General features: G+C 58.0%; 12 protein-coding genes and 5 pseudogenes. 8 read left to right on the plus strand and 9 right to left on the minus strand.

The features are described 5' to 3' along the window. Nucleotides 1-920: 920 nt before the first annotated feature. Nucleotides 921-1,195, minus strand: a pseudogene (locus tag I6F12_RS11460) (alcohol dehydrogenase catalytic domain-containing protein); the annotation flags it as partial. An 824-nt stretch (nt 1,196-2,019) separates the two neighbouring features. Between I6F12_RS11460 and I6F12_RS11465 the strand changes: the two are divergent. Beyond that, nucleotides 2,020-2,505 (plus strand): GNAT family N-acetyltransferase, encoded by a 486-nt coding sequence (locus I6F12_RS11465; protein ID WP_225156267.1) that lies wholly within the window; start codon nt 2,020-2,022, stop codon nt 2,503-2,505. Nucleotides 2,506-2,953: 448 nt separating this feature from the next. Here I6F12_RS11465 and I6F12_RS11470 read toward each other — a convergent pair whose 3' ends face one another. Continuing rightward, nucleotides 2,954-3,205, minus strand: coding sequence for a hypothetical protein (locus I6F12_RS11470; RefSeq protein ID WP_225156269.1), 252 nt, complete (start codon nt 3,203-3,205; stop codon nt 2,954-2,956). Nucleotides 3,206-5,463: 2,258 nt separating this feature from the next. On the opposite strand from I6F12_RS11470, the gene I6F12_RS11475 reads away from it, so the two are divergent. Beyond that, nucleotides 5,464-6,111 (plus strand): hypothetical protein, encoded by a 648-nt coding sequence (locus I6F12_RS11475; RefSeq protein WP_225156272.1) that lies wholly within the window; start codon nt 5,464-5,466, stop codon nt 6,109-6,111. 2,847 nt (nt 6,112-8,958) lie between these two features. Here the strand turns inward: I6F12_RS11475 and I6F12_RS11480 are convergent. Both I6F12_RS11480 and I6F12_RS11485 read right to left on the minus strand, forming a co-directional pair. After that, nucleotides 8,959-9,588 (minus strand): FMN-binding negative transcriptional regulator, encoded by a 630-nt coding sequence (locus I6F12_RS11480; RefSeq protein WP_036045703.1) that lies wholly within the window; start codon nt 9,586-9,588, stop codon nt 8,959-8,961. A 97-nt stretch (nt 9,589-9,685) separates the two neighbouring features. Continuing rightward, complete coding sequence (locus tag I6F12_RS11485) at nt 9,686-11,164, minus strand: PLP-dependent aminotransferase family protein (protein ID WP_225156274.1); 1,479 nt, start codon at nt 11,162-11,164, stop codon at nt 9,686-9,688. A 529-nt stretch (nt 11,165-11,693) separates the two neighbouring features. Here I6F12_RS11485 and I6F12_RS11490 point away from each other — a divergent pair. The 5 genes and pseudogenes from I6F12_RS11490 to I6F12_RS11510 all read left to right on the plus strand — a co-directional run. Beyond that, a complete protein-coding gene (locus I6F12_RS11490; protein ID WP_225156276.1) occupies nt 11,694-13,760 on the plus strand; it encodes a prolyl oligopeptidase family serine peptidase in 2,067 nt (688 codons plus the stop codon). An 849-nt stretch (nt 13,761-14,609) separates the two neighbouring features. After that, nucleotides 14,610-14,747, plus strand: a pseudogene (locus I6F12_RS11495) (ATP-binding protein); the annotation flags it as partial. A gap of 52 nt (nt 14,748-14,799) precedes the next feature. Beyond that, nucleotides 14,800-14,916: pseudogene (locus tag I6F12_RS11500) on the plus strand (IS481 family transposase); the annotation flags it as partial. A 680-nt stretch (nt 14,917-15,596) separates the two neighbouring features. Then, nucleotides 15,597-17,972, plus strand: a complete 2,376-nt coding sequence (locus tag I6F12_RS11505) for a S9 family peptidase (RefSeq protein WP_225156562.1) — start codon at nt 15,597-15,599, stop codon at nt 17,970-17,972. A gap of 359 nt (nt 17,973-18,331) precedes the next feature. Further along, nucleotides 18,332-18,657: pseudogene (locus I6F12_RS11510) on the plus strand (transposase); the annotation flags it as partial. A gap of 125 nt (nt 18,658-18,782) precedes the next feature. Here the strand turns inward: I6F12_RS11510 and I6F12_RS11515 are convergent. From I6F12_RS11515 to I6F12_RS11525, 3 genes are all read right to left on the minus strand, one after another. Then, a complete protein-coding gene (locus tag I6F12_RS11515; RefSeq protein ID WP_225133393.1) occupies nt 18,783-19,211 on the minus strand; it encodes a hypothetical protein in 429 nt (142 codons plus the stop codon). Nucleotides 19,212-19,359: 148 nt separating this feature from the next. Continuing rightward, nucleotides 19,360-20,142 (minus strand): ABC transporter substrate-binding protein, encoded by a 783-nt coding sequence (locus I6F12_RS11520; RefSeq protein ID WP_225156278.1) that lies wholly within the window; start codon nt 20,140-20,142, stop codon nt 19,360-19,362. Nucleotides 20,143-20,229: 87 nt separating this feature from the next. Beyond that, a complete protein-coding gene (locus I6F12_RS11525) occupies nt 20,230-20,595 on the minus strand; it encodes an ATP-binding cassette domain-containing protein (protein ID WP_225156564.1) in 366 nt (121 codons plus the stop codon). A gap of 984 nt (nt 20,596-21,579) precedes the next feature. Between I6F12_RS11525 and I6F12_RS11530 the strand changes: the two genes are divergently transcribed. After that, complete coding sequence (locus I6F12_RS11530; protein ID WP_225156280.1) at nt 21,580-23,544, plus strand: beta-L-arabinofuranosidase domain-containing protein; 1,965 nt, start codon at nt 21,580-21,582, stop codon at nt 23,542-23,544. A gap of 258 nt (nt 23,545-23,802) precedes the next feature. Here the strand turns inward: I6F12_RS11530 and I6F12_RS11535 are convergent. Together I6F12_RS11535 and I6F12_RS11540 are read right to left on the minus strand one after the other, a co-directional pair. Next, nucleotides 23,803-24,066: pseudogene (locus I6F12_RS11535) on the minus strand (transposase); the annotation flags it as partial. A 318-nt stretch (nt 24,067-24,384) separates the two neighbouring features. Continuing rightward, complete coding sequence (locus I6F12_RS11540; RefSeq protein WP_036008464.1) at nt 24,385-25,710, minus strand: DUF3422 domain-containing protein; 1,326 nt, start codon at nt 25,708-25,710, stop codon at nt 24,385-24,387. Nucleotides 25,711-26,415 lie beyond the last annotated feature (705 nt).

Raw genomic sequence — 26,415 nt, forward strand, 5'->3', positions numbered from 1 at the left:
TTTGATAGACAAATGAGAAAAGATCGGCCGCTGAAATACACCCGCGATGGGACGTAGATGAGTGCGGCTGAAACATCGTCTCATCCTGCCAAATCTCGCCGTCGACCCAGCAGACTCCACTCGTCAGACGCTGCATCCGGGTAATGCAGCGTAGGGTGTGGTCTTGCCGCACCCTGGAGGACGGACAAATTCCCGTGAGTCCCTTGGCGTGAACGCTGAATCGCAACCAGCGAACAGTTGCGGGAGATCAGCTGAACGGCGACTGCGATATAACCCAGCTCTGCTCCCTCACGTGCCCGCACCTGGACCGTTTACTTCTACAAAAATAACGACAAGAACAGTCAGAAAGGCGACAATCAGCACCCCATGGGGGATAGCTGTATTTGAGCGCGGCGTCTCTGCAGCTAGGAGATTAAAAGGCGGGGCGGCAGGATTGCACATCCCGTACGTCACAAGGGGGAGGTTGAGCCTATCAGCGCCATCGAGGATATTGACTGTCGGGCGTTGGGGCGTGCGGATCATACATCTAAGGCTGGGTTCCAGCCCCGCGGAATTGCCAGGCAGCTTGACGGGCTGGAGGTTGTCCGCCGGTTGACCGGGTGCGGCTAGCGTCGTTTGGCTGTCGTAGGGGCCGCCATTCCTGAAGCTTGGTAGCACCTCTCGGGGACCATTCTGCTTGAATGTCGCCACAGCTTTGACGCTCGAAGGACTTGCGCCAGCGGCAGCACTCGTTGCGTCTGAAAGTTCAGGTGCAAGCAGCATCGAAGCCAGGTGGAACAAGATAAATCGGATCAGCCTCATTAGAATTCCGAGATAGTCGCTGCGGCCTGCGTTCTTTGCGCCAGCCCCTGCTCGTTATCCAGCAATTTACGTGCCTTCAGAAATGCGGGTCCGGCGGCCTAGGCCAGACCGTGCATTGCGATTACATGGCCTTCTCCCGTCACACGCTGGCCGCATGCAAGGCCTTGAACGGCCGAGCCGAGATCACTCTTTCGCCCGCGAACTCGTGGCCCACCACCATGGGCACAGGCACCGTTTTACGAGCCCACTCGTCCCAGCGGAAAATATGAATATCCGTACCGCTAATCCCGGTCTTCTTGACCCTGATCAAGAGATCAGTCGGTCCGATCATGGGCACGGGTTCGTCGCGTAGACAGAGTCCGGGCTCAGACTTAGCCTTGACGAGCGCCTTCATGTTAGAAACCTTACGCTTTAATTGATGCAGAGCACTGCGATCGCGCGCGTTGCGTAGGCATCAGTGGCGATGGCGCAATCGCGTGCGGCGGCGCGAGCGCAGACAGCAAATTCCATACCAACGTCCGGTGGAATCGCTAAGCGCCCTCTGCAATCGCCCGCGAGGTGGCTTCACGTCTTCGGGAATTGCTTGCCGTGAGATTTTGACACGATATGGGCCGAGCGTTCCTGTGGGCCGAGAAGGCTGTCGGAGAGATTCGTAGGGATCGCCGGCTTCGGCGGCTGTTCTGCCCGGCCAGCGATCCGCCCAGCTCAACAGGATCATCCCGCGGCGCGGCTCCCGCACCTCACCGGCAGTTCGCGGGGCTCCGCGGCGGCAGGAGAGCGAAGCATCATTGAAAGCCTCGCGGGGTAAATGCCGAGCGTCTGAAGAGTGAACCATCTCACTCAACGTTGTGCGGATATTTACCTTCGGGTGGCTGTTGCGCATCAGCCAGCCCGGGCTAGCGCTTTCGCAACCGCTAGCTCCCCGACGGCAACCGCGTCCCCGTCCTGTCGCGAAGACGACATTCCACTCCAAGAAGCAAGACGAGCCGCACAATTCTTTGGCCTGGCTTTTGCTACCGCAGTTTTTTGGCCACGCGGTCGGTGCATTCAAAGCGCTAGATCGGTAGGGCCACAGTTCGGCACTGGCAGCGCAAGGAGGCACTATGCAATCCGCCGATGGGGATGCACTATCGATCAAGACTATCGATCTTCAGGACCACTCGAGAGTCCTTGCGATCCTAACAACCGCATTTACGATGTGTCCTTTGTTGAGGTGGCTTGTACCCTGAACCGCGGGAGTACCTGCAGCATTTTAATGGACTTATTAAGCATCACTGCGGCAGTCCATATTCGAGCGGCGCATACCTTAACGACGGCGACAAGGGGGCCATCTTATGGGACACAGCTGGCGAAAAGCGCGACAACACCAGCATGATGGAATTCCTTCTAAAGAGCGTTCCTGCGCACCGGCGTTCCGAAACCGAAAGACTTTTTGAAACGTTCGGTAAGTACCATCCGCATCAGCCGCATTGGTATGTCACTATGGTAGCCATTGATCCCATACATCAGCGATCAGGGCTCGCAGGACATCTTCTTCGGCACGCAACCGAGATCTCAGATGCCGCGCAGAGACCTGTGCACTTGGAGGCGACCAGTCCGCACGCGATGCGACTTTATGCTCAACAAGGTTGGAGTGTTTTGACGGAAGTCAAGGTCGGCGGTTCTCCACCGTTCTTTCCCATGTTACGCGAACCAAAAGCGTGATCGCTTGAAATGTTCGCAGGGCCTCTTGATGCTTGATCAACAACGCCAAAGACGCATTGATGATCAATTTGAGACTATGAAGGCAGCGAACGAATCACTCCTTGGTTATCCCTTCGCTAAAGGATTCAGCTACGAATCGTTGTGGCGTTTCATGACTGCGTTAAGATTGGCGAATTACGCCCTTTGATATGATGCAGCCGTGAGCAGACGATGCGAAAGAGTGGACGCGCGTGATTTCAACCCGCTCAATCCTAGTGGGCGTGAGGCTTACAAAAACGGGGGGCAAAGGCGGCAACCGGACAGGCGGCCAATAGAACTTCAACCAGCCTTCCGGACGAGGCGCCTGGCGGCATCATCGCTTCAGTCGCCCGTTTAAGTCCACGGCAGATGGCTAGAACGTGAGGACGAGCCAGGCCGGCGCAGCCCAAGCGAGGCGACCTCATTCGGTTCACCTGATGGTACCGAGACCGTCTTTCACCGTGAGTGTGCCGTGGCAAGCAATATGGTACTTGCGCCCAACAACAGGCATCTCGTCTGCCTGGGAGAATGACGGCACGTTGATCGAGAGTTCTTTTACGAGAACTTCCTCATATCCGCCATCTCTCTCCATGATCACGCGCCATCTCCATTCGCCGCCCGGGCTTTCATCGGCCATTGTGTTGTAGCGGAGGCGAATCAAAGTACTCATTGAAGTGCCCATCGAGATCATCTCCGACCCGAGAGGTCGAAGGAAGCCATTGCCTTGTCCCAAACGAGGGCGAACAAGTCGTCAAGCCCAGGAAGCCTCTCCGCTGCCAGCGCCCTCTTTCGGCTTTTCAATTTAGCTGCTCGAAGCGCCTGTCCAATACATACAAACGTTTGTGCGGACCGACTTCGGTAGATCGCTCCAAAAGAAGCGCGCATCCCTGCAATCTGGCAGTTCTCATCGTGGCCTGCACGCGGGGTTGCCAGCGTAGCGAACTTTGCGGCCGCGTCCAGAAACCACCAATGCGATGCGTCATGATCGCGTCCTGGGACTCGCCGCGCCTGATATGGCCCTCACATTCTGGACACGCACGGGAGCTGCCACAAGTCCGGGCGCCAGTCCTGGGAACACTTTTCATTCTCGCCGCCAAAACCTGGCTCATCCGGGTCAATTTGCGTCAAGTCCGGCAGACGCTCTCGATGTTCCCAGTGGCGCTATCATCGTTGCCGTTCCGTGCCCCATCGAAACCGAACAGGGCCCGCCTGTGGCCATTGCTCCGAGCCCGAATTGGCACCCGATTTCACTCGTTTCGAAAACAATAGGCTGTAACCGGCAGCCTTAAAGGGCAGGACAACGGAGTTGGGCTGCTCGATCCGGACGCTCAGTCATAACCTGACGCTCCTACCGCCGAGATGCTACACGAACGCGTACTGGCACCAACCCGAAGCGAACTACGGCAACAATCAGACCAGGCTCAATCTGCTCCTGGGGCCCTTTCCCTACGCCATCCCTGCAGGTTGCTTCCGCGGCCGAGTGAATCGCGACGAGAAGGGAAATAAGAATCGTTGGGGACGTTTTCGCGTCGAGAAAAGTGGCTCCGCCCGGAGGGAGGCACACCGAGCGCCACCGATGAGGAATGGAGCACTGAAGAGGGGTGACGTGATCCTTCTTCGTCGATCGGCTGCTCGCAGAGGCGCGTCGTAAGCGAAAGCCTGCGAACGGGATCGTTCTGCCGGAATACGCGCTCGACTGGAGCACGCATGATGCTCTGGTCAGGCGTCCGCGATCACCATCCTTCGATTGAGTTCGTGATCTCGGGTGCGTCGAGGGACTGTAACGGCCTTCTCGGCAACTTCGTTGTGGTCTCGCCTCTTTATACCAACAGCTTCGGCGAGAGAGTTGCGGCAACTCATTCCAGGTGCAAGCGTCATCGTTGGCAGCTCGACGGCCAGCAGATCGAGTCCTGCGGCTTACAAGACGAGCTGTCCACGAGATGGGTGTGCTGGGAATATCTGGAAATCGGCCATCGCATCATCCACATGGACGTTTTCCGCAACCGGTCCGCTTTGACAGCCGTGATCTGTGGAAGACTTGGCTCGCGTCCACCCTGCGCTGTCGTGATCCCTCGGGCCCAATCTCGTGTTTGCGCTCCTCATGGACGGCCCCCAACTCGCTTTCCGCTGGCCAGGATCTTACGCTGCGAGCCTCACGGATGATCCCGGCTCGTCGGTGTTGACTGTAACCTGCGCAGCGCTCATCGACCGCTCGAACGCCTCCGGGAAAGCTGCGGGTTTGAAGCGGGGGCCGCGGAGCATCGCGCTGTGGCGTCATCACCTCCGCATGGGAAGCGCTGCGCCTCCAATCAAGGAACGCACCAGTTCACGTTGCGGCCGAACTAACAGGCCTGATGCTGCAGCTCGACAGTAAGCCCGCTCCCGAAATGACGATCGACGGCCGAGCCAATTCGGACACCACGGCTTGGTATTATCTGAACGAGGAAGCTATCGCGATTCCTCGGCAAAGAAATAAAACGGGAAGGCTGGAACTGGATCGTCGACGGCGTGAAGTAAGCGGTTAAGCTGCACCGCGTAAACCGGCCGACCAGAACCAGGACCTGGATCCATGAGCCTGAGTATTGCCGGAGTCTCGCGCGGGCGACAGGTTGGTCTCGAGAACTTACCACCGCCGACCTGGAGATGATGAACCTGACCGGCGACGGCAACGCATTCTCGGAGGCCCTCGACCCGAAGCGAAGCGCATCTTAGCGGAGGCTGCTGGCGAAGAGCAGTCGCGCAGACCGATCGATGGTCCCGCCTCGTTTGTTGGAGGGAATAACCGACGGCAAAGTCCTGCTGATTTCTGCATTCTTGTTCTTACTGGTCTGCGAAAGTTCTGGAATGGTCTTCTGGCTTCCTCAGACCATTGCCTCGTATTGCGGGACCTGACTGCGCTGGAGTCGGCCTCCCTTCGTGATGCCTTATGCGCTAGGTGGAATGGTCATGGTCGTCTGGGGGCGCATTCCGGCGGAAAGCGGGAACGGGCCAGGGACGGCCGGCTTCGGACGGCTGAGCAGCACACCGCGGCGGAGCCGCCGAGAGCACTGTCCCCTGAAAGCAGACGTTTTGTTGAGTGTGAACCGCACGCTAACAACGGTAACTTTTCTAAAAGACGAACAAAGCCTGGTGTCAATACGTCCTATCTACCATGGATTAGGGCTTGCCGCTTTTTCCTGGTTCGTTGTAGAATCTTCTTCGTGTGAGGATTTCGAGGGAATAGCTTCCGTTCAGCTCCGGATTAAGCAAATTCATTTGAAGGATTCTGTGGGGGACATTGCGATGGCTAAGCCTTCCGTTTCCCGTGACGCCTTTCGTAGCTTGTTCGCCTTTTATGCGGCCAAGGCCCACCATGATCATAACGGTGTCGCCGAAGCCCGGCTCCTGAAGCTATTTGGATCGAGCGACCACATCCCGGACGGGCTGCTGGAGTTGTGGTCGTCACGGACCGAGCTGATTGGCCCTGAGGCCGTTGGCAACATAATGTCACCACTGGCTCATCAGATCCTGGACGACGGCGCACAATACAACCACGCCAGCGACTTCCTGCATCGATTGTTGCGAGAGTTGGACCGAGACGTCCATTAACCGCAATTACGAGATTGGTTGGATCGCTTTTCTGGGTAATCGGGCGTCATCGTTCGGCCGCGCAATGAGTACACGCCCAAACTCGGCGGCGTGGCGGACCCTCTAATCAGGACAAGCGGTCGCTTCGATCTTCATTCGACGTTGCACTTGGGAAGACGGCAACGAGCCGATCCCCTTCCCAAAGCTCAACGTCGTGCTCGCCATACATTTGCTCGGCCCGACATCTCGCAGCCTCCTCGTCGACGCAGTCGAGCTTCGCGGCGCATATCACTCGCCTGCTGCTGTCCACCACGAGCACTCTGTACCGCATGATGACAGTCCGATCCCAAAGGAGCCTGTCATCCTAGTCGAATGTTCGTGTAAAGCAGCGCCCAAAGTAAGCGCAGACGCGCGGAACCTTTGTACGTGTGGCCACTCGGCTATACCGTCGCCTGGACTCTTCCGTCACACCGGCGCGTCAGGTATCCTGCCCAGTGTAGCGCGCTTCAGCACAAGCGGCGAGCCGGACGGCAACTTGGTTTGGCGCACTGCTGATGATGCTGGGGATGCTCTCCATCTTAAGCTCGAGCCGCTCGCTTCGGCACGCGGTGAGATTGCGATGCCACCGGTGCCGAATATTTCGCGACGTAATATCTGACCTCGCTGCAAGATATGCGAGTTGTAGGCCTGTGGTGACGCGAAGCGAAGGCTTCGGACCCCAGCGGCATCAGCAGCAACGCAACAATGGCCGCCGCGCGTACAATCATTCCCTCGCCCCATTCTGTCTGCTTCGTACAGAGAGCGGGTCTGAGTCGCCCACGCGGCGCAAATTAAGAATCGCGCACTGGTCAAAGTGCCGGGAAACTGTTGCTCCAATGCCGGTGTTCCGGCCATGCTGCAGACGGCAGCTGCTCGTGAAGCGACCTGACCCGGCTTCGTATCAATGTCGAAGCGGGGACCGGCGATCGTTGCATTGAACGGTAGCTATCACCGCCGAACAACTCTTCTTCTCCGCGCGGCCTTTTGGATACGCCGACCAATCCTTCTCGCGTTAGCAGCTCGCAGGCGTCGCCGGAGCGCCTGCAGTTCCCCAAATAGTGCGATAAGCCCCTCGACCCGTTGACGCAGAATAGCCGAATAGTTGTAAACTTGACCTCGGTTACTCATTACTGCCTCGAACAATCACTATTGAAACAATATGCAGGCGAGAACGGGAAGAGTATGCAATCGGAGGTAGGGTCGTACAAGCTAAAAAAGAGGGCAGTGGGGTCGTCGTTGCGGGTCACTTCGTTCGAAAGTCGATCGACTTGGGCCAGGTTGCGGGTCTGATGCCGCAGCACAAGGATGGACACCTTTTGTCGGTTCAGGTGGGGTGCTTACTTCCTTACTGATTGGCCGGGTGCCCGCTCAAGAGGCGGCCGAGGCTTGCCCAGCCCCGTGGTCAGGGAGGGAGCCTCGCCCCCAGCTGTGGTGCTCCCAACCCGCTCAAACGTCGTGACGAATGCCGCGAAGGCGGCGACGATCACGGCAATCGCGAACAACAGGATCACAGGGTCGGGATTTCGCTCAGTACTCATGAGCAACTCCACTCAGGCGGCCTGGCAGCTGAGCAGCCCCGAACTAAGTTCCGCATCGCGGCGTATCAGCTTTCACTTGAGAGCTTCGGGCCGAGCGCTCTCCAAACATCGACGTGAGCTTGCAAAACGCGGGTTCAAAATATTTGTTGGTCAATCCAGGGCGTTGGTTCAGATCTGTCTCTGGTCTTGGGTTAGGCTCAACGCGCGGGCGCTCCCCGCGAAACATCATCCCGATGCTGGGCGGCTCTTCAACTGAATGTCCTTAGCGCCGTCGGCGACGAGGAGCATGTGGCAGGTTTGCTGTCGTAACCCCGCCGGCTAACTGCTGCTTCGACGTTGTTGAAGTCAACTGCGGTTGCGAGATCGGAGGCGGTGCCATCCACCGGCTGCGAGCACCACCACGTGCGCGATTGAGGAAGGCCGCCGATCCGAGCGGAAAGCTAAATCGAAGAAGGCGTGCCGCCGATTTAGAGAGGGAGCACCCGCCAGCGATGGATGCGAGTAGACTGGCCCTAGCCACGAATCAGCCCCTGCGGCTGGGGCCTTTATGCCGCTGGTGCAGCCCCGTCGGCTACTTGGCTCAACACGACGTCGCAGCACGCGGCTCGAGCTTAAGACAACTCCCAGGACCATCAAAAGCAGGCCCCCAGGTTGCCGTCCAGGCATTGCGAGGAGGTCAGCGCTCAATTGAAGACCATGAACGCGAGAAAAGAAGAAAACCGGCAAGATCTGATCGAAGAGCTTGACGCGGCGATCGGAAGGCTCCGCGGTATCGCAAAGTCGCTGGAGAACCCTTCCCTGAGGTCGGCCGGTCCGTTCGTCAACGCGCACCAAAGTTGGCGGCGATCTTCAACGGGTAGAGTCCATCAGTGTAGCGTCGCGTTGGCATCTACCAGATACGGCGATCCCAACGATTGAGAGGAATTTCGCGCTGGCGAGCTTGGTGAAGCTTGGTACGCTGCCATAGGATGACGTGCCACCGATGGCGCCTTGGGTGGTGTAGGTGCAATTGCTGGCATTATAAGACCAGGCCGCTTTGACGCGTCCGCGCTCGCCATGACGAGGCCGGTGAGGCAGGCGGCGCCAGCCGGTACGTGAACAAGCCCACCGAAACCCTAGACCCAAGCTCGACGCCAAACCTTCACCCCTGCAGCCAGCAAGCGTTCACGCGACGATAGAGAAGATGCGAGGTCCCGGCGTGCCGGCCACGAGCATCGCCGCTGCCAGGAAAAATGAAGAACTGGTACCCGAACACAGGTCGGCCTGGCGTTGCGGTCTGAAGCGTCGTGGCTCAGGCCAGCGTTGGGACCATGATGCTGACTTCCTGATCGCGCGGTTCTTGGCTCGCAGCAAGGCCGGTGACGACACCGATACGGTCGGCAAGAGGACGGTTCTGGCTCATCTTGCGCTTGCCCTCGAACTTGGTGACAGGAATGCGGATGCCGACAATCCCACGCAGCTGGGCGCCGATGAAGTCTGCCGGAGCGTCGCTGACAGACCAAGGTGTCACCCGTGAGCCCTCATGGATGTTCGTCAATCGGGTAACTACATCAAGCAGACGTTCGTTATCTTCGAAGAACTCAACCGGACCGTAAGCATGGACGGCGATGTAGTTCCATGTCGGCACTACCTTTTCGGTTTCCTGCTTGGTGGCGTACCATGAGGGGGTCACGTAAGCTTCCGGACCCATGAAAATGGCCAGGGCTTCGCCGATCGGAGCCGCGCGCCATTGCGGATTGGCCTTGGCGAGGTGGCCGTACAGGACTCCCCGTTCGCCTTCCGTCGGGTCCAGGAATAGCGGAAGTGGTGTTGCGAGCGGCCCTTCTGCCGTGGCTGTGATTAGGTTCGCCAAGCGTGCGGAGCTGATGGTCGATCGGATGTTCTCGATGTTATCATCCCGGAAGGCGGGGGGCACGTACATAGCGGTTCTCCGTTCTCCGCTCCGGAATAGCCAAAGCCTGCTACGTTTAGAAAGGCCAGTTCGTCACGATTTCGCTGGTCCAGTTGTTTCGCAGTTATCACCGTGAACGAAACTGGTCCCTCGCTTGCGCCAGGAGCTGGCACCCACGCTCAATCTGATGAGCCTCCAGCGCAGCATAACCCAAGATGAGCCCGACGAGGTTTCGTCCGCGCCGGTGGTCCGGCTGACGTTGATCGTACAGGGGCGAGATGGGGTAGATGCCAACCCCCTTTGCGCGGGCTGCTTCGATCAATGCTGCTTCGGACTTCTTGGGCAGATCGTCGAACCAAACGACCAGATGCAGGCCGGCAGCGTCACCTTCGATTCGGACTCGGTCGCCAAATCTCCGCCGCAATGCCTCGATCAGGGCTCGCCGGCGCTCGTCGTTGCGCCGCCGCATGCGCCTGACATGGCTGTCGTAGGCGCCCGCATCGAGCATCGTCGCTAGTGCCTCTTGCTCGATGAGAGATGTGTGCCGGTCCATGATCTGCTTGCCGGCGCTGAACGCGAACTGCAGTTCAGGAGGCACCACGACATAGCCGATCCTCAAGGTTGGCGAGAGTGTCTTGGAGACGGTCCCAAGATAGATGACGTGCTCGCTCTCTTCGAGAGCGTGCAGCGGGAGCACAGGTTTCGTGTCGTAGCGGTACTCGCTATCGTAGTCGTCTTCGATCACGTAGGCCTCAACCTTCTTGGTCCAGGCGAGCAACTGATGCCGCCGCCTGATCGGCATGACACCGCCAAGTGGAAATTGGTGCGAGGGCGTTACGTAAGCGAGACGAGCTTCGGCCCTTGCAAGCCTCGCCGTGTCCAGCCCGTTTGCGTCGACCGGAATTGGCACCGCAATAGCTCCGGTCGCCGAGAGGATGTGCCGCGCCATAGGGTAGCCGGGATCTTCCATGACGAACCGATCTCCAGCGTCAAGCAGCAGCCGAGCACACAAGTCGAGCCCTTGCTGTGACCCGTTGACGACGATGATCTGATCGATCTCGCATCGTACGGTCCGCGAACGCCAGAGATAGCCCTGTAGTGCCGTCCGCAGGCGCAGCGAGCCACGTGGATCATCGTAAGTCAAGGTTCGGGGTCGCTGCGTGATCGCAGCGGTTACGGCTCTCTTCCATGCTAGTACGGGAAAGTCCAAAGGTGAGAGATCACCATAGCGAAAGTCGGCAACGAGATTACGAGGTTGCTCGGTTGAGCGTGCGACGACCTGTCGCAAACGTTCACCATACCGCGAGACTCGTGCCTTGCGTGTAGACGACCGTGCTTTCGTGCCTTTGCGCCCGGTCCCGACGACAGCCTTTGCGACCCGTGGGCGGGCGCCATGGCGGGTCTCGATGAATCCCTCAGCCGCCAATTGTTCGTATGCGACCGTCACCGTCCCGCGCGATACTCCCAGCTCTTCGGCGAGAGCGCGGGACGAGGGCAGCGAGCCATTCGAGCCGTATACGCGCCCTAGGATCTGATCCCTGAGCACTTCATAGATCCGACGCGCTCCCATCTGCCCGACACGGTGTGGCACCTTAATCTGGACCATATGAACCTAACCAAGAACGCTATTGGTTAGACCAGTCTGCGCCCGTTCGGCTTCAAAACCAAGCTGGTTCAATCGAGGTGGCCGCGCAAAACAAGCTCCGTGAACTGCTGACCGTCTGTATTCCGGCGTGACCCAATATCGGTCTCGATGAAGTCTATCGCCGACTGAATTGCAAAGAGCCTTCCGGGTTATGTGCTCAACAAGGCCGGGACTGCCGTTTTTGAGACGATACCGACAAAGTTGGTGGGATTGTCGTGCTTGAAACCAAGTTCAGGTGCTTCTCTGCCTCGGGCGACTGGAGATTCCATCTGCTTTGATTGGCCCGCCTCTTGCTGAGTTCAGGCAAGTCGCAGACGCGATCTCCCATGTGACTCTTTGAGACCGAATCCAACCCTTCGTAGCTTCCGTCCAGTTCGCAAGAGCTTGGCCGGCCAACCCAGTCCAGGACATGCCCCTAAATAAGTCGCTCCTCCTCGCCGCATCACTCTCCATGACTTGCTTGTTCTCCCCGGCGTTTTCCCATGCCTTAGTGGCCAGCGTGCCGGCAGGTGATCCTTTTCTTTGGCTTGAGAAGAGGAAGGCGCCGCGCGCATTGAGGTGGGCTCGCAACGAGACCCGTAAGACACTACAGATCCTACAATCGGATTGGCGCTATGAGCGCTTCCGCCAGGACGCGCTCGCCATCACGAACGCCCAAGACGACATCCCGAAGGTTTCCTTGGGACGGCGCGGCCTAGACAATTTCACCCAAGACAAGAAGCACGTGCGCGGCGTCTGGCGTCGTACCACGCTTGATAGCTATCGCACCAAAGAGCCGCAATGGGAAACTATTCTGGACGTGGACGCGTTAGCTGCGAAGGAGAAGAAGAATTGGGTTTTTAACCACACGGACACCAGATGCCTGCAGCCCGAAGAGCGGCTGTGCTTGGTCAAGCTTTTCGATGGCGAAAAGGAAGCTGCATTTGTACGCGAATTTGACCAAGATACGAAGGCCTTCGTCAAAACCGGCTTCAATCTTCCCGAGGGAAAGCAGGATGTCGACTGGGTAGACCGCGACACTATTCTGGTTGCTCGAGATTGGGGCAAAGGCACCATGACACGTGCCGGTCATCCCTTCGTCTTGAAGGAGGTCAAGCGCTCTCAGCCGCTCGCGCAAGCACGCGAGGTCTTTCGCGGCGAACGGACCGATTATAGGGTTGAGCCATTCGTGCTGCGAGACAATGAGGGCGCGGTCCATGCGACCGGCGCCGTACGAGTCACGAGCCGCGATGAGCGGGAGTATATACTCCTGGGACCCAAGGGGCCAATCAAGCTCCGTCTGCCGAAGCGCGCGGAGATCGGCGGCATCACCGCTGGCCGCCTGCTCGTTAAACTTGATAATGACCTCGATGAAGATTGGGCGCCGTTCGGTGGCGCCGGCTTCAGGGCCGGCTCGATAATCTCGTATGATTTGGCGGAATGGAAGCGGGATCCGCTGCATGCCAGGCCTTCGCTTGTCTTTCAGCCCGGGCCTCGACAGGAACTCCGCGGCTTCCACATCAGCAAGAGCTTGTTGATACTCACAGTCCTTGACAATCTTCAGGGCAAGGCATTCACCTACAGGTACGACCGCGGCGCGTGGCGGGTCACGTCGATCGCACTTCCAGAGAATGCGGATGTCAGCCTGTCAACCGCTTCCAATGCTTCCGATCGAGTAGTGTTCACCGTCTCCAATTACCTTAAGCCGACATCACTCTGGTACTTTGACGCCGAGACCGAACACCTTGAGTCCTTGAAGGTCGCGCGTGAAAGCTTCAACGCGTCTCAACATGTCGTTGAGCAATTCGAGGCGACCTCGCGCGACGGAACGCGTATTCCTTACTTTTTGGTGCGGCCCCGTAACGCCCGTCTCGACGGTTCACTTCCTACTCTTCTCTATGGCTATGGCGGCTTTGGGCTTCCCGAGCTGCCGTCCTATGATGGGGTCATGGGACGACTCTGGCTCGAACAGGGCAACGCATATGTCGTCGCGCACCTGCGCGGCGGCGGCGGGCTAGGGCGGCACTGGCACGAGGCTGCCCAGGGAGCATCGAAGCAGCGCACATGGGAGGACGCCATCGCAGTTGCGGAGGACCTGATCAGGCGGAAGGTCACTAGTCCGGGCCGGCTGGGAGTGTTCGGCGCCAGCCAAGGAGGCCTGCTGGTGGGAACCGCGCTGACCCAGCGCCCCGATCTCTTCAATGCAGCGATCGCGCGAGTACCGTTGTTCGACATGCTTCGGTTCACCAAGCTGCCATTGGGCGCGCTCTGGAGGGGTGAATATGGCGATCCCGCCATTCCCGACCAACGCGAATGGATCCAGCGTTACTCGCCTTATCAGAAGCTGGTGCCAGGCAGAACCTATCCGGCTCCGTTCATTCTCAGCGCGACTAACGACGACATCGTACATCCAGCACACGGCCGCAAGGCAGCCGCCAGGCTGCGTGCGCTTGGCCAGCCGTATTTCTACTATGAGGATTTCAACGGCGGACATGGGCCCGCCACTCCTATCGAAAGTGCTCGCCAGGATGCGCTCATCTACATCTATGCACATCGGCGGCTTGTCGATGGTGGGTGAAGTGGAGCACGATCAGGTCGTCAGCACGTTACTTTCACCAACGCTGACTAACATCAGCTCGTGCAGCCCTCGGCAGCTTTGAGAACTTCTCAGTGGAGGCAAAGTGGCAGTCGGCTGGAGACCCTTTCGATATTCAGGCAGCGCGCAAGGGAAGTCGCTAATTAGGCTCAGACCCCGCATGCCGACCAGCGCCTTGAAAAGCGGCGCCGGTAATGAGCCATCGCTCGGCCGGCGCCTCCTAGGTCTGTACCTAATTAGCGAACTCTGATTCCTTCGCACCGAGTTGATTCGGCGGGGGACTTCGATGCGCAAAGGGCTTTCTGGCTCAACCACAAGCAGTGGGCTCAGATAAAGCCGCATCTGCCCACGAACCAGACTGGCCCGGCGCGCGATAACGACAATTTGCTCACATAGATTGGGCTGAGACTTGATACGTCAGCTCAACTTCAGCTTGCTATGAGACGTCTCGCTGCTGTGTCTTTTCCATATTCTGAAGCTGAAGCTACCACTCTGACGGTTGATTCGCACGAAAACGGTAGAGCCAACGAGCGCCAGCTCCTTCCGGCATTCAGCCGTCATGGCCGCCCGCTGAAAGCGGCGACGACACACTCTCAAGGATCGCCGTCTGGCTTGCATTGAATCGCTTACCTCCGTCAATAGTGCCAGCACCCATGAACGGCTAAGAACTTCCGATTCAATTAGGGTCCAAGTTTTGCACTCCGGAGGAGACGTAGGCTGGACCGCGCCCGAACGCTCCTTCGATACTTCAGCCGGTGCTCAAACAGAAAATGATGCGGGTCCGTGATCGTGACGTGAGACACGACCCGCTTAAGAATAGGGGGACTTTGTTTCGGCGACCCCACCATGACGCTCGCCGCCATCGATCGCCTCGTTCACCAACCCACCATCGTTGAGGTGGACGTCGAGAGCTATCGCAGGCGCACCGCGCCATTCGGTCGAGTGGAAGTACTCGCACGCGCGCCGTAAGGCCAACCGCCTCATTCATGTTCGATCGCTCTAGTCGAGCGCGGTTATCTGGCGGATGAAGACCCTGAAGGGCCTCACGCCCTACGAATACATCTGCAAATGCTGGACATCCCAGCCAGAACGATTCAAGCTCAATCCGCTCCAGCAGATGCCGGGACTAAACACCTAATGCCGGGTGAGTTTAGCTTCCGCGTGCTCCATGCGGATCCGTTGCTTCGAAAAAGTGCGCGTCTTGCAGACCGTTTGCCGGTTACGAGTCAATTTGTTCGGGATGCGCGTCGACAAACACTGCGAGCTGTGGATGGAAGGGGCGCTGCGCCAACTCTTTAATCCGGCGAATGACAACTACGACTTCCGGTCTGCCGAGCGCCTTGCGATAGCAAAAGAGTTCTCCGAACAGAGTTTGGCGCTGAATCCTCCGGACGCTGTCCTTAGAGAAGGGTAGGAATGAGCATGTTGATGAAAGATTCCCCCCCCCCCAGGTGAGGCAAACATCATGCCGTTCTTGTTTCGGCTATCGATGCAGGTGCGTGCTCGACAAATGCATCTTCCTCATTGCTTTAGACCAATCTCTAGAGTGGCGGGATCATAGCGATTGAAGATGCGTTATCCGTGACTGATCGATCGTATACTGGCAGTGAAGTCTCGCTGGTTCACCGTGTCCGAGTTCAGACACACGGGGCGCATTGGCGTTCACTGCAACGTCATTTAGACGACATCTACATCTAAAGACCAGACGGATACACATTGCGCCTCGCCGGCATGATTTCTGCTTCTGTTAGGTTCGACATGCGGGCGGTGTCCCGCACAATGAGGACAGCCGACCAAGTCATGCATAAGCGCGGCATCATGTATAAGATCGGTGCTTTGATGGTCGCTGTCTTAGCTCAGCTGGAGGCGGCTGCCGTGAACGGGTCCAAAAGCAACGCAGAAAACGAGGTCCTGCGTCCTTCCGATTACAATCGAGCGCTCACGATAAACGATCAGCATGCCAGACTGATGATCAATGCTCCGGAGGTACCGTTCTGGCTCGCAGATGGTGCGTCGTTCGCCTATCGATTGACGAGCAACGGCAAGCGCCAATTCGTACTCGTGAATGTTGCCAACGGCAGAAAACAGGCAGCTTTCGATCATAAGAAGCTAGCTTCTGCGCTGAATCGCTTGGGCCACAAAGATGCTAATGCCGATAATCTGCCATTCGACCGTTTTGAGCTCGCTGACGATGGTGGCAGAATAAGTTTTGAGATTGAGGATACAGCTTGGAGCTGCGAACTTATAAACTACGCGTGCTCGAGCGAGACAAAGCTTTCCACAATCGACCAGCAGAGCCCATACGATGATACGCCACCTGTGGAGAATGATCCTAAGAGGGCGAGCGTGTCGCCTGACGGGAAATGGCTCGCCTATACCAAGGATTACAACCTGTTCCTGCTCAGCAAGGAGGGCTCGAAGGAGATTCGTTTGACTTGGGACGGATCTGAAGGCAACTACTACGCGTTTTCGACGCTGAGTTGGTCTCCAGACTCGCGTCGCCTCGCAGCTTACCGCGTCCGTCCGGGCCACAAGAGGGAGGTTCATTACATCGAATCATCCCCACGCGACCAGCGCCAACCGAGACACTGGACGATGACTTACCCGAAGCCCGGCGATGCTCTGGCACTGCCACAGCCGGTGCTTTTCGACGTCGGTGATCGTCGCGAGATCGCCATCGACAATGCGTTGTTCCCAAATCCCTATGACCTCTCTCCCATCCGATGGTGGAAGGACAGCCGCGGATTCACTTTCGAGTACAATGAGCGAGGCCATCAGCTTTACCGGCTCGCCGAGGTCGAGGCGGCCACAGGCACCGTTCGAACTCTGATCGACGAGCGCAGCAAGACGTTCATCGATTACCAGCCCCTAAGAATGAACCAGTCGAATACTGGCAAGACCTTCCGGTACGACGTTGAGGACGGGCGGGAGATCATCTGGGCCTCAGAACGCGATGGATACGAGCATCTGTACCTGTTCGATGGGTACACTGGCGAGCTTAAAAACCAGATCACACGTGGAGCTTGGGTAGTCCGTTCCGTCCATTACGTAGATCCTATCAAGCGCCAGATTTGGTTCAGTGCAAGCGGAATGAATAAAGGGGAAGATCCGTATTTCGTCCACGCCTACCGCATCAACTTCGATGGCACGGGACTGACGTCGCTCACGCCCGAAAGGGCGAATCATCACGTCAAGTTCTCGCCAGACGGCCGCTACTATCTAGACTTATGCTCACGCAGCGATCTCCCGCCGCGCCTAATGTTGTACCGAACCATTGACAATTCGGAGCTCGTGCAGGTCGAGAGCACCGATATTTCCGCGCTCGTAGCCGCTGGCTGGCAGCCGCCACTGACGTTCCATACAAAGGGCCGGGACGGCGAGACCGAAATATGGGGGATTATTCATCTCCCGATCAACTTCGACCGAAGCCGCCGATATCCGGTCATTGAAAAGATTTACGCCGGCCCGACCGGTTCTTTCGTTCCGAAGTCTTTCTCGCCTGTCGTGGAGCCGCTCACACAGCTTGGATTTGTCGTCGTTCAAATCGATGGAATGGGCACGAACAATCGGTCGCGTGCGTTTCACGACGTTGCCTGGAAAAACCTGAGAGATGCTGGCTTTCCCGACCGAATCCTTTGGCACAAGGCGGCGAGCGCGGAGTTTTCGTGGTACGACATCTCGAATGTCGGCATTTTTGGTGGCTCGGCCGGCGGTCAAAACGCGGTGAGCGCACTGCTCTTTCATTCCGATTTTTATAAGGTGGCCGTCGCCAATAGCGGTTGTTACGATAATCGTATGGACAAGATCTGGTGGAACGAACAGTGGATGGGATGGCCGGTCGGTATTGAATATTCGCAGTCTTCCTCGGTCGACAACGCTCATAGATTGCAAGGCAAGTTGCTGCTCATCGTGGGCGAACTGGACCGCAATGTCGATCCATCCTCTACATTTCAACTAGCTGACCGGCTTATTCGAGCAGGAAAATACTTCGACATGCTTGTGGTGCCAGGTGCGGATCACGGAACGCCCGGGTCTTACAGTCTGCTCAAGCTCCTCGATTTTTTCGTTTTGAATATCCTCAGACAGACGCCGCCTAATTGGAATGACCCATCTATTGGCCAGCCAAAGAGCCAGGAGGCTCTATCATCGTGCGAAGAGTCAACAGCTGAAGGCTGCCGAGACCGGCCAAACTGACTGGAGATAGAGGCGCCTGGGCCATCAGCATCGCATGTAGGCGGCGGTTGCCAATGGGAAATAGTATCGTTTGTCGAAGTAGCTGCTCTTCCAGCGACTTGACAGCCGTTCGGAAGGGGCCGTCAGTGACAAACTGATGCTGCCTGTCTCTCCTCGTCACGTTTCCAGGTCAGGTTGACGATGGCATCTAACGCCCCGTACGAACGAGTCGATCTCGCGCGCATGGCCACCAGAGAGCAGGGCGTAAAGCTTCCCGCTCGTTGACTGCCATGCCGATGCTAAAAGTTCGCCTCTCCTCTGGGCGCAGCGACTGAGTTATGCGGGCGCGAGTGCCAGGCCTACAAGATGGCAAAGAGGCAGGCGCGCTGTCTGGGCTCACGCCAAAGATATACCAATCGGGAGAAAAGGACATCATGGGCAGGATTACGCTGGGCAGCGACGAGATAGTGCGTACAGAATTGTTTGAAGCCGCCAACGTTCTACTATCGCACATCACGCGATTCTGAAAGCGTAGCGCTGGGGGAAGGACGTCGCCGACCGGCGAGGCTCTAAGCGCGCAAAAGTCGCCTTGGCACGTAAGCTCGCAGTATCTGATCTGCCACTGAGTATTCCTCCAGCAAACTCGTTTGTTGGCGAAGGATATGTGCTCGCCGATGTAGATGAATTCTCCGCTTGCGCGCCGTGAAGGATGCGGTCGACAATGAATTGGTCCTTGTAGCCGGGATTGAGGCGTTGGTCGCCGGGCAGAGCATGGAGGAAGCCATCGCGCGCTCACGCTTAGGCAGACGCGGGAGTTGACGCGATTCTCATTCATTCGCGCAGGAGCGCCGCGGACGAGATCCTCGCGTTTGTCAAAGCCTGGGAGAACAGGTTGCCCGTTGTGATCCTTCCTACGAAGTAAAATCGAACACCCGTCGCTGTATGTCGCAAGACAAGTATCGCCACGCTGCAGGTGTTCCGGGTCGCCAGTCGCGTGCCTGCAGTCCAGCGGAAGAGATAAACGACCTCCGCGTCGATACCGGCCACCTTGGCGACAAGCGACGATGCCGCAGAAAATTGGATGTCAAGCGCGGCCTTCAGTTCTTCGAGCACGAGCGGGTGCAGCGGCTCTTTCAGGTTTACACCTCCGATTTCCGCGCCGATGTGGCCGGTGAGCGGATGAACGGCAATACTGCGCGGGGCCGCTGCCGGAGTATTTGAGGAGGGCGAGGTGGGCTTTTGAAGAGTTGACGTAACCATAGTGGCTCCTTTGATAGGTAGGTTCGTTCGATAGCCTTCGAGAGACTGAAGTCAGACAGCGGATTTTCCCGGTGCGGTCCGTGTTGGTGCGCGGCACGGATCATTGACCGACCCTCTCAGTGGCTTTCGGCTGCTCGAGGGCGTGGTGTCACGCCGTCGGCGTTGTTCTGCCAGGCGATAATCGCGTTGAACCGGCCATCGACATATGGCGCAATGTCGATTCTCTGTTTGAGCGCGCCGGTGGCGAACAAGCCGTCCGAGATCTGCTGGAAGACCTGGATGGACTTCGCATCGATCGGGTAGCGCCATGTCCGGCAGCATCGTCCAACCACTTGCCTTGTTCGAAGGTGAGGCCTTCCTGCTTAACGTAGCTGGCGCGTATCCACGCGTCCGGGTTTGCGCCTTGCCAGTTGTAGAACGCAACCGCGCGGCGCACGAAGTCAGCAATTGCGGCGGTTTTCGCGGGGTCATCAAGCAAGGCCTTCCGGGTGAGTATGACGTTGACGCCCCAGTTATGTCCGTGGCCATCGGCGATAATCGGTGGCTTGCCGATCCGAAAATATTGACCTCCGACGACGATCGCCGCATCCACCGATCGGGACACGAAACTCGGCGCGACTTCAGTTCCGGCGAGTGGCACGCCCTTTACTGATGACGCACCGAGGTCAAGACCGTTGGCATGAAGAATGCCGGCCAGCACCATGTGACGACCAGAACCCGGAGGATAAGCGACCGTCCTCCCTTTAAGATCGGCCACCGCTTTGATGCCTCTGTCCGGCTGTGCCACCAGGTAGTAGTTCTCAGGGCTTCCCGGATTGGCATATATTCCAATCGCAACGAGGTCTTTGACGCCTGCGCCGACTGCGATCGGCAGTGGCGCTTCGCCGATACAGCCGATATCGACCGCCCCGGAGATCAGAGCTTCGAGCACGGCCGGACCACCATTAAAGTGATGGCATACGGCAGTGACTTGTCTACACCGGACAACGCCCAGACCGCGGATGCCTGGCTCTGCTGCTCAGCCACGATAAGTCGCGTCCGAGGCGGAACGGCCGCGGCGAGTTGAGCTGCGAGGTCCGTCGCCTTCCTGTCTTGAGACGCCACTGGTGTGGTCGCCGTGAAGCCGGCGAGGCAGGCTACCACCAAGAAGTTGCAAGTAGGCCCAATCCCCTTTTCCTCGTGCCTCAAAAAACAGGACAGGCAGCCACGGCATCAGCCGTGGATCATGAAACACCACGGCGCGGCGCCGTTGGACCCGGATGTATCCTTCGACTTCTTTGTCGAGCGCGCCGAGCACGCGCAAGAAGGTGCTCTTTCCAGAACCGCTGCGGCCCAGGAGCGCCACGAACTCGCCGGCCCGCAATTCGAGAGACAGATCCGCCAGGACGGCCGGGCGTCGAAGCGCTTATTCAATGTTGAGACGATAACGGCCGAATCGGCCAGGGCTGCAAGATCGGAGTCGGCTTCAATCGCCAGCGAATGCCCTCCGCCAGACTTACCTTCTTGGCATTCGAGAGGAACGGTCCATACCAATGGGGAATTGCTGACAATTGGGAGATCCAAGTCAGCTCTTGGTTACCCAGGCTGCTATCTGCCTTGCAGCGCCAAATCAACCTGTAGCTCGATGCGCAAGAGATATCCTCTAACTCATACTCGGTCCTACCCGAAGCCGACGAGCAAGCCGGTCTCGACAGCTTCGGGCCGCTCCGTCGCGGCTTATTCGGTGGAGGCGCATACGCGCGACAACTTACTTTTCCCGATCGAACATCCGCGCCCTTCGGGCAAGTTGAGCTTGCGCTTTGCCCCGTGACGATGCTTAGGAGTAGCAGATTAGTTTCTCCTTTGATCGCGCGTAGCAACGGCTCGTTGAATCCGGTTGCCATAGGCGCCGTTCTACCTTCTAAGTGTCATGAAAAGAATTGTTATAAACCGGACATTCCCGCGCAAGGTGGAGGTCCTAGAATCAGTTCGCCACTCCGAGTACCATTGGCCATCATCTGACCCAGCGAAAGCCAACCGCTCGTATAGCAGGATCGATCAGCCTCGCAGCAGCGCGGGAGTTTACCACGACTGGCAAATCCGGTGCCGGCGATCGTATCGGCCTCCTAGCTCGGAGCCGCAGATCTAGTTGACAAAAGAACCGTACTTCATTCGCGGCACGGGAATTGCTGTCCCGCTCCTCGAACGCGACTGCCGTCAACATTTCCGTGAGTGCAATGCCGTACGGCAACCTCTCCATTTCTGTCGTTCGAGTCGCTTGCAACGAGAATACGATTGTGCGGCCGCATGGCCTAAACCAACAAAGCATCCGTGGTGAGGTGGCTTGCCAGGCTAGCGCGTCCGTTCGCCAGACTTCAAGGAGGCACGAATGAATGATCGGAACGTAGCGGAAGTCGATCTTCACGACTTAGAGATTTCGGATCCGCTGATTGGGAAATGCCAGCAACTGGTCAGGGACGTGGCAATTCCCTACCAATGGGAGGTGCTGAACGATCGTGATCCCGAGGCGATACCAAGCCACGCGGTAGAGAACTTCCGCCTTGCCGCCGGACGTGCGAGCGGCGAGTTCCGTGGCGCGGTTTTCCAGGACAGTGACGTCGCAAAATGGCTTGAGGCGGCTGCATGGTCGCTATGCCAGGCACCAAATCCAGAGCTGGAGAAAGCCGCCGATGAGCTGATTGAATTGATTGCGGCCGCCCAATGCGACGACGGTTATCTCAACACCTATTTCATACTAATCGCGCCTCAGGAGCGCTGGACCAACCTAGCGGAGTGCCACGAGCTCTATTGCGCCGGCCACTTGATTGAAGCGGGTGTCGCGTTCGTCCAGGCGACGGGCAAACGGCGATTGTTGGAAGTCGTTTGCAGGCTTGCTGACCATATCGACACAGTTTTTGGTCCGGAGCGTGATCAATTACACGGCTATGATGGCCATCCGGAAATCGAACTTGCGTTGGCACGCCTCTACGAAGCGACAAAGGAGGGGCGATATCTCACACTAGCCAATTATTTCGTGGAGCAACGCGGCACGGAGCCGCACTTCTACGACACTGAGTACGAGAAGCGCCAGCAATCCCGCGTCCCGAAATCCGACGGCACGCCTTGGATGATAAAAAACAAAGCGTATAGCCAAGCGCACCTGCCGCTTTCGGAGCAGCGGACTGCAACAGGTCATGCGGTTCGTTTTGTGTACCTCATGACGGCGGTAGCTCATCTCGCGCGTCTGCGCCAGAACGAGCAGCAGCGCCAAACTTGCCTCCGGCTATGGCAAAACATGGTCCAGCGCCAGATCTATATTACCGGAGCCCTCGGCTCGCAAGGTGCCGGCGAAGCGTTCAGCAGCGATTACGATTTGCCGAATGATACGGCGTACGCGGAAAGTTGCGCCTCCATTGGCTTGATTATGTTCGCGCGCCGTATGCTGGAGATGGAACTGGACAGTCGCTATGCCGACGTGATGGAGCGCGCGCTCTACAACACCGTTCTCGGCAGTATCGCGTTCGACGGGCGTCACTATTTCTATGTTAACCCGCTCGAAGTGCATCCCAAAACGCTGAGGTCTAATGGTATCTACAATCACGTCTCGCCGGTGCGACGACGCTGGTTTGGTTGCGCCTGCTGTCCACCGAACATCGCGCGCCTTTTCACATCCATTGGTCATTACATCTACACGCCCAGCACCGATGCGCTCTATGTAAATCTCTACGTTGGTAATAGGGTAGCAATATCTGTCGACGGGCATGCGCTGCGGTTGGTCATAAGCGGCAGCTATCCCTGGAGAGAAGAGGTGGAAATCGCCGTCGAATCTGCGCCGCCAATTGCCCACACGCTCGCCCTGCGCCTGCCAGAATGGTGCAACGCGCCGCACGCGAGCCTGAACGGCGAGCCTGTGAATTGCGAGCCGCGCAAGGGCTATTTGCACATTCGCCGAACGTGGCAGCAGGGAGATCGCGTCAAATTATCGCTGCCGATGCAAGTGCGTCGGGTATACGGCCATCTACAACTTCGCAATTTGGCCGGCAAGGTGGCCATCCAGCGTGGCCCCTTAATTTATTGTCTGGAGGAGGCCGACAACGGGACCGAGTTACACAACGTTTGGCTTCACTCAGACAGCCGGTTTTCCCTCATGGAAGGAACTGGCCTCTTTAAAGGCAAAATTGTGCTGCAGGCCGACGGGGCGCGGTTGCAACACACGCATTCTGAAGAAGCGGCGCTTTATCACTACGACAAAGTGCCTGGACAGCTAGAACCGCAGCGGCTGACATTCATTCCGTGGTTCAGCTGGGCTAACCGCGGCGAAGGCGAAATGCGGATTTGGATAAATGAGCATTGACGCCGAACGCGCGGATCACGCTTCCACGAGTCGAACTTAGATATAGGTCCCGACGCTAGGCGATATGGTTGGTCGCCTACGATGAGAAACATCTTGCAATCTATGTTCGTTGTGAATGACCGAAGAGGCGGGAACGGCCAGGCGTGAGGAGTCATCGTGATCTTCGCCTCAACCCTGCGCGCGAACCTGATTTATAGCGCGACGATCGGGATGAGAGCGGCCCGTTGATCTGAGGCCGGCGAACTGGTCCATTTTTGGTTAGAGTTTTTCGCGATTTCCCCGGCCGGGAGGAGCGAAGAACGATGAAGGCTCGAAGTTTCCGGGCGCCCAGAAGGCGTTCATTTTGAAGCTCCACTGAAAGTCCTTGAAGCGGCGTGCGGGTTGATCGGTCCTCTCGGCCGTAGCCTGGGCCGCCGTCAGTTCGTCCGCGATCATGGCGAGTAGCCGCGTGTTGCGGGCGAACCCGAACAGATAATCCACGTGGTTGTCCTCGCACCACGCCATCAGCGGCTCGCGCGCAAAGGTATATCGCTTCGCGCTTATGTCGGCGTTAACCAGTTGGCGGACCAGCTTGAGATACCGCTTCCTCACAAAGCAGCTATTCATGTATTCGCCACTTTCGACATGGACCGGCCTGGGCCAGCGAGGTAAACAGCGTCTCGTGGCTGATCTGGTCCCGCTCCGGCCGTCGCAACGGCGACTGACCGGATCCAAAAATGCCTCGCCCGGTTAGTCCGGGCGGGGCATTACCTTGCGCAGGAGCCGGCTGCGATCTTGCGGCGGCGTCTCACCGACCATGCGAGCTTCGCAGGATGGACGCACCGATTCCCTTAAGGAGCTTCAGTCGCAAGCAACCGAGGGCGCGTTGTCGTGCTTGAGGTGTCGCTTTCGGACATTGTAACTCACGAGCCAGATCACGCCGACCGCGATCGGCACGAAGGCTGCGGTCAGGAACGAGGGCTCTACTCGCAGTCCGACGTCATGCGCGCCCTTGGCAAGATAGCTAAACAAGCTGACCACATAATATCCTATCGCCCCGACCGACAATCCTTCGACCGTGCACTGCAGCCGAAGTTGCTGTCTCGCGCGCTCGTTGATAGCCTGCAACAGGTCACGATGTTGTCGTTCGATTTCGACGTCGACACGGGTTCGCAACAGATCGGCGGCACGCGCGAGCTTGACCGACAGAGCTGCCTGACGATCCTCTACGGTCGCGCAGGTTCGCATTGCGGGCGCCATGCGGCGCGCCAGAAACGACGACCAGGTTGGATAGCCCGAGACATCGTTGCCTTCAATGATGGACAGTCGCGATTGGACCAGCTCGTTGTAGGCCCTGCTGGCGCCGAAGCGAAACAGGCTGCCGGTCGCGCCTTTTTCGAAGGAGGCGGCCAGCGCCGTCAGCTCAGCAAGAAGATGGTTGTTGAACTGCAGCCCCTCACCGCTTTGCATTTTTTCGAGCGCCTCAACAAGCCGGCGATCGATGCGATCAACGGAAGGTGCAAGCTCAAGGGCCGCCGACAGGCCAAGCAGCGCCAGTGGACGGTAGGTCTCGATCTCCAGGAGCCGTTGCACCAGCGCTCCGAGATCGTGCGACGTCAATCCGAGGTCGCAGACGAGGATTTTCGTAAAGCCTTTTTCGTCTACGCGGAAGTCTGAGGCGGCAACGCCTGCGCCGCTCTTTGTGGCAACCATGGCCAGGCTGTTCTTGTCAAAAACCTGTTCGGCGCGCCTGGTCGGCGAGGCGTCCTGCTCCACTTCTAGCCTGATCGCGACCAGCAACTGTCCGGTCTGACGCAACGCGCGGATCAGCGATCGGACGGTACCATCAACTTTGTCAAATCGGTCTGCGGTGGAAGCATTTGTGTTACTCCAGATCCAGGTGAATGTTGTGAATTCCGAATGCTGCTCCCAGCGTAGCATAGCGGGCCCGATGACAATCTGATGAAGTTTCGCCGATTGCTCAGGTGGCGGAAGATTGCGCTCGAGGCAAAAATCGATAAAGCGGCAGCGATCGCTTGTGGCCGCCTCACCCTGCGCAAGAAAAGCCAAGTGGATCACGCTGAATGGCGAAACAAGGCGCGTAAAAGGGCGCGCGTGCACTTCGCCGAGCACGGCGTCGCGTTGCGGATGTGGCGTGAAGGTTCGCAGATCCAATTCATCGACCATGTATTGACGCCTCTCTTCAGGGTGAGCAAGCAGCCGTCGGCCGCGCGAGGCCGTGGCAAGCAGGAGCGTCCTCCGTTCCGCCAGCGGGGTGCAGACAGGCGACCTCCGGTGCGGCAACCACATTGTCGATTGACAGATCGAGGCCCAAACACGACTCCCATCTTGCTGCCGCCGCGCCCTGACGCGGAGAGACGGTGCAGGATTTGGGCCAGCACTGTAGAAGGGGCATGCTCGTGTCCTTTGGCGCAATGTGGCTTTCGAAGACAGTTGGAGGCAGGTTTTAGACATGAAGCGCGCTTGTATTCTGACAGGATGCGTACGGGGCGCAGGCCACAGGAAATTGCCTGCTTCGCACCGTGATCTCTCGCCAAGCGGCTACATTATCTGAGACGCCATGCTGTGGACGGATTTGCCCATGCAGAGGCGGCGACTGACCGCGCCCGGACCAGGCGGGCAAGGCTTGGCCGATGGGCTGATAACGTTCCGTCGCGTGAGGTTGACGTGATCACGTAGCCGGAGCGCACGCCGTCATCGTTTTTTGAGGTGACATTCAGGGCAGTGCAGCGCCGCGGCTCGACCGCAGTGAGGCAGATACGTGGTGAATGTCGTGAGCGATCGACCGAATAGCGGCGGATCACAAGTACGGCCGACTCGACTTGGCGGGCGTATTGCTCGAGTGCGGTCGCGGAGGTTTTGATTCGTCGT

Origin of the sequence: Bradyrhizobium sp. IC4059 (assembly GCF_020193615.1) — a bacterium.
Taxonomy (GTDB): domain Bacteria; phylum Pseudomonadota; class Alphaproteobacteria; order Rhizobiales; family Xanthobacteraceae; genus Bradyrhizobium; species Bradyrhizobium yuanmingense.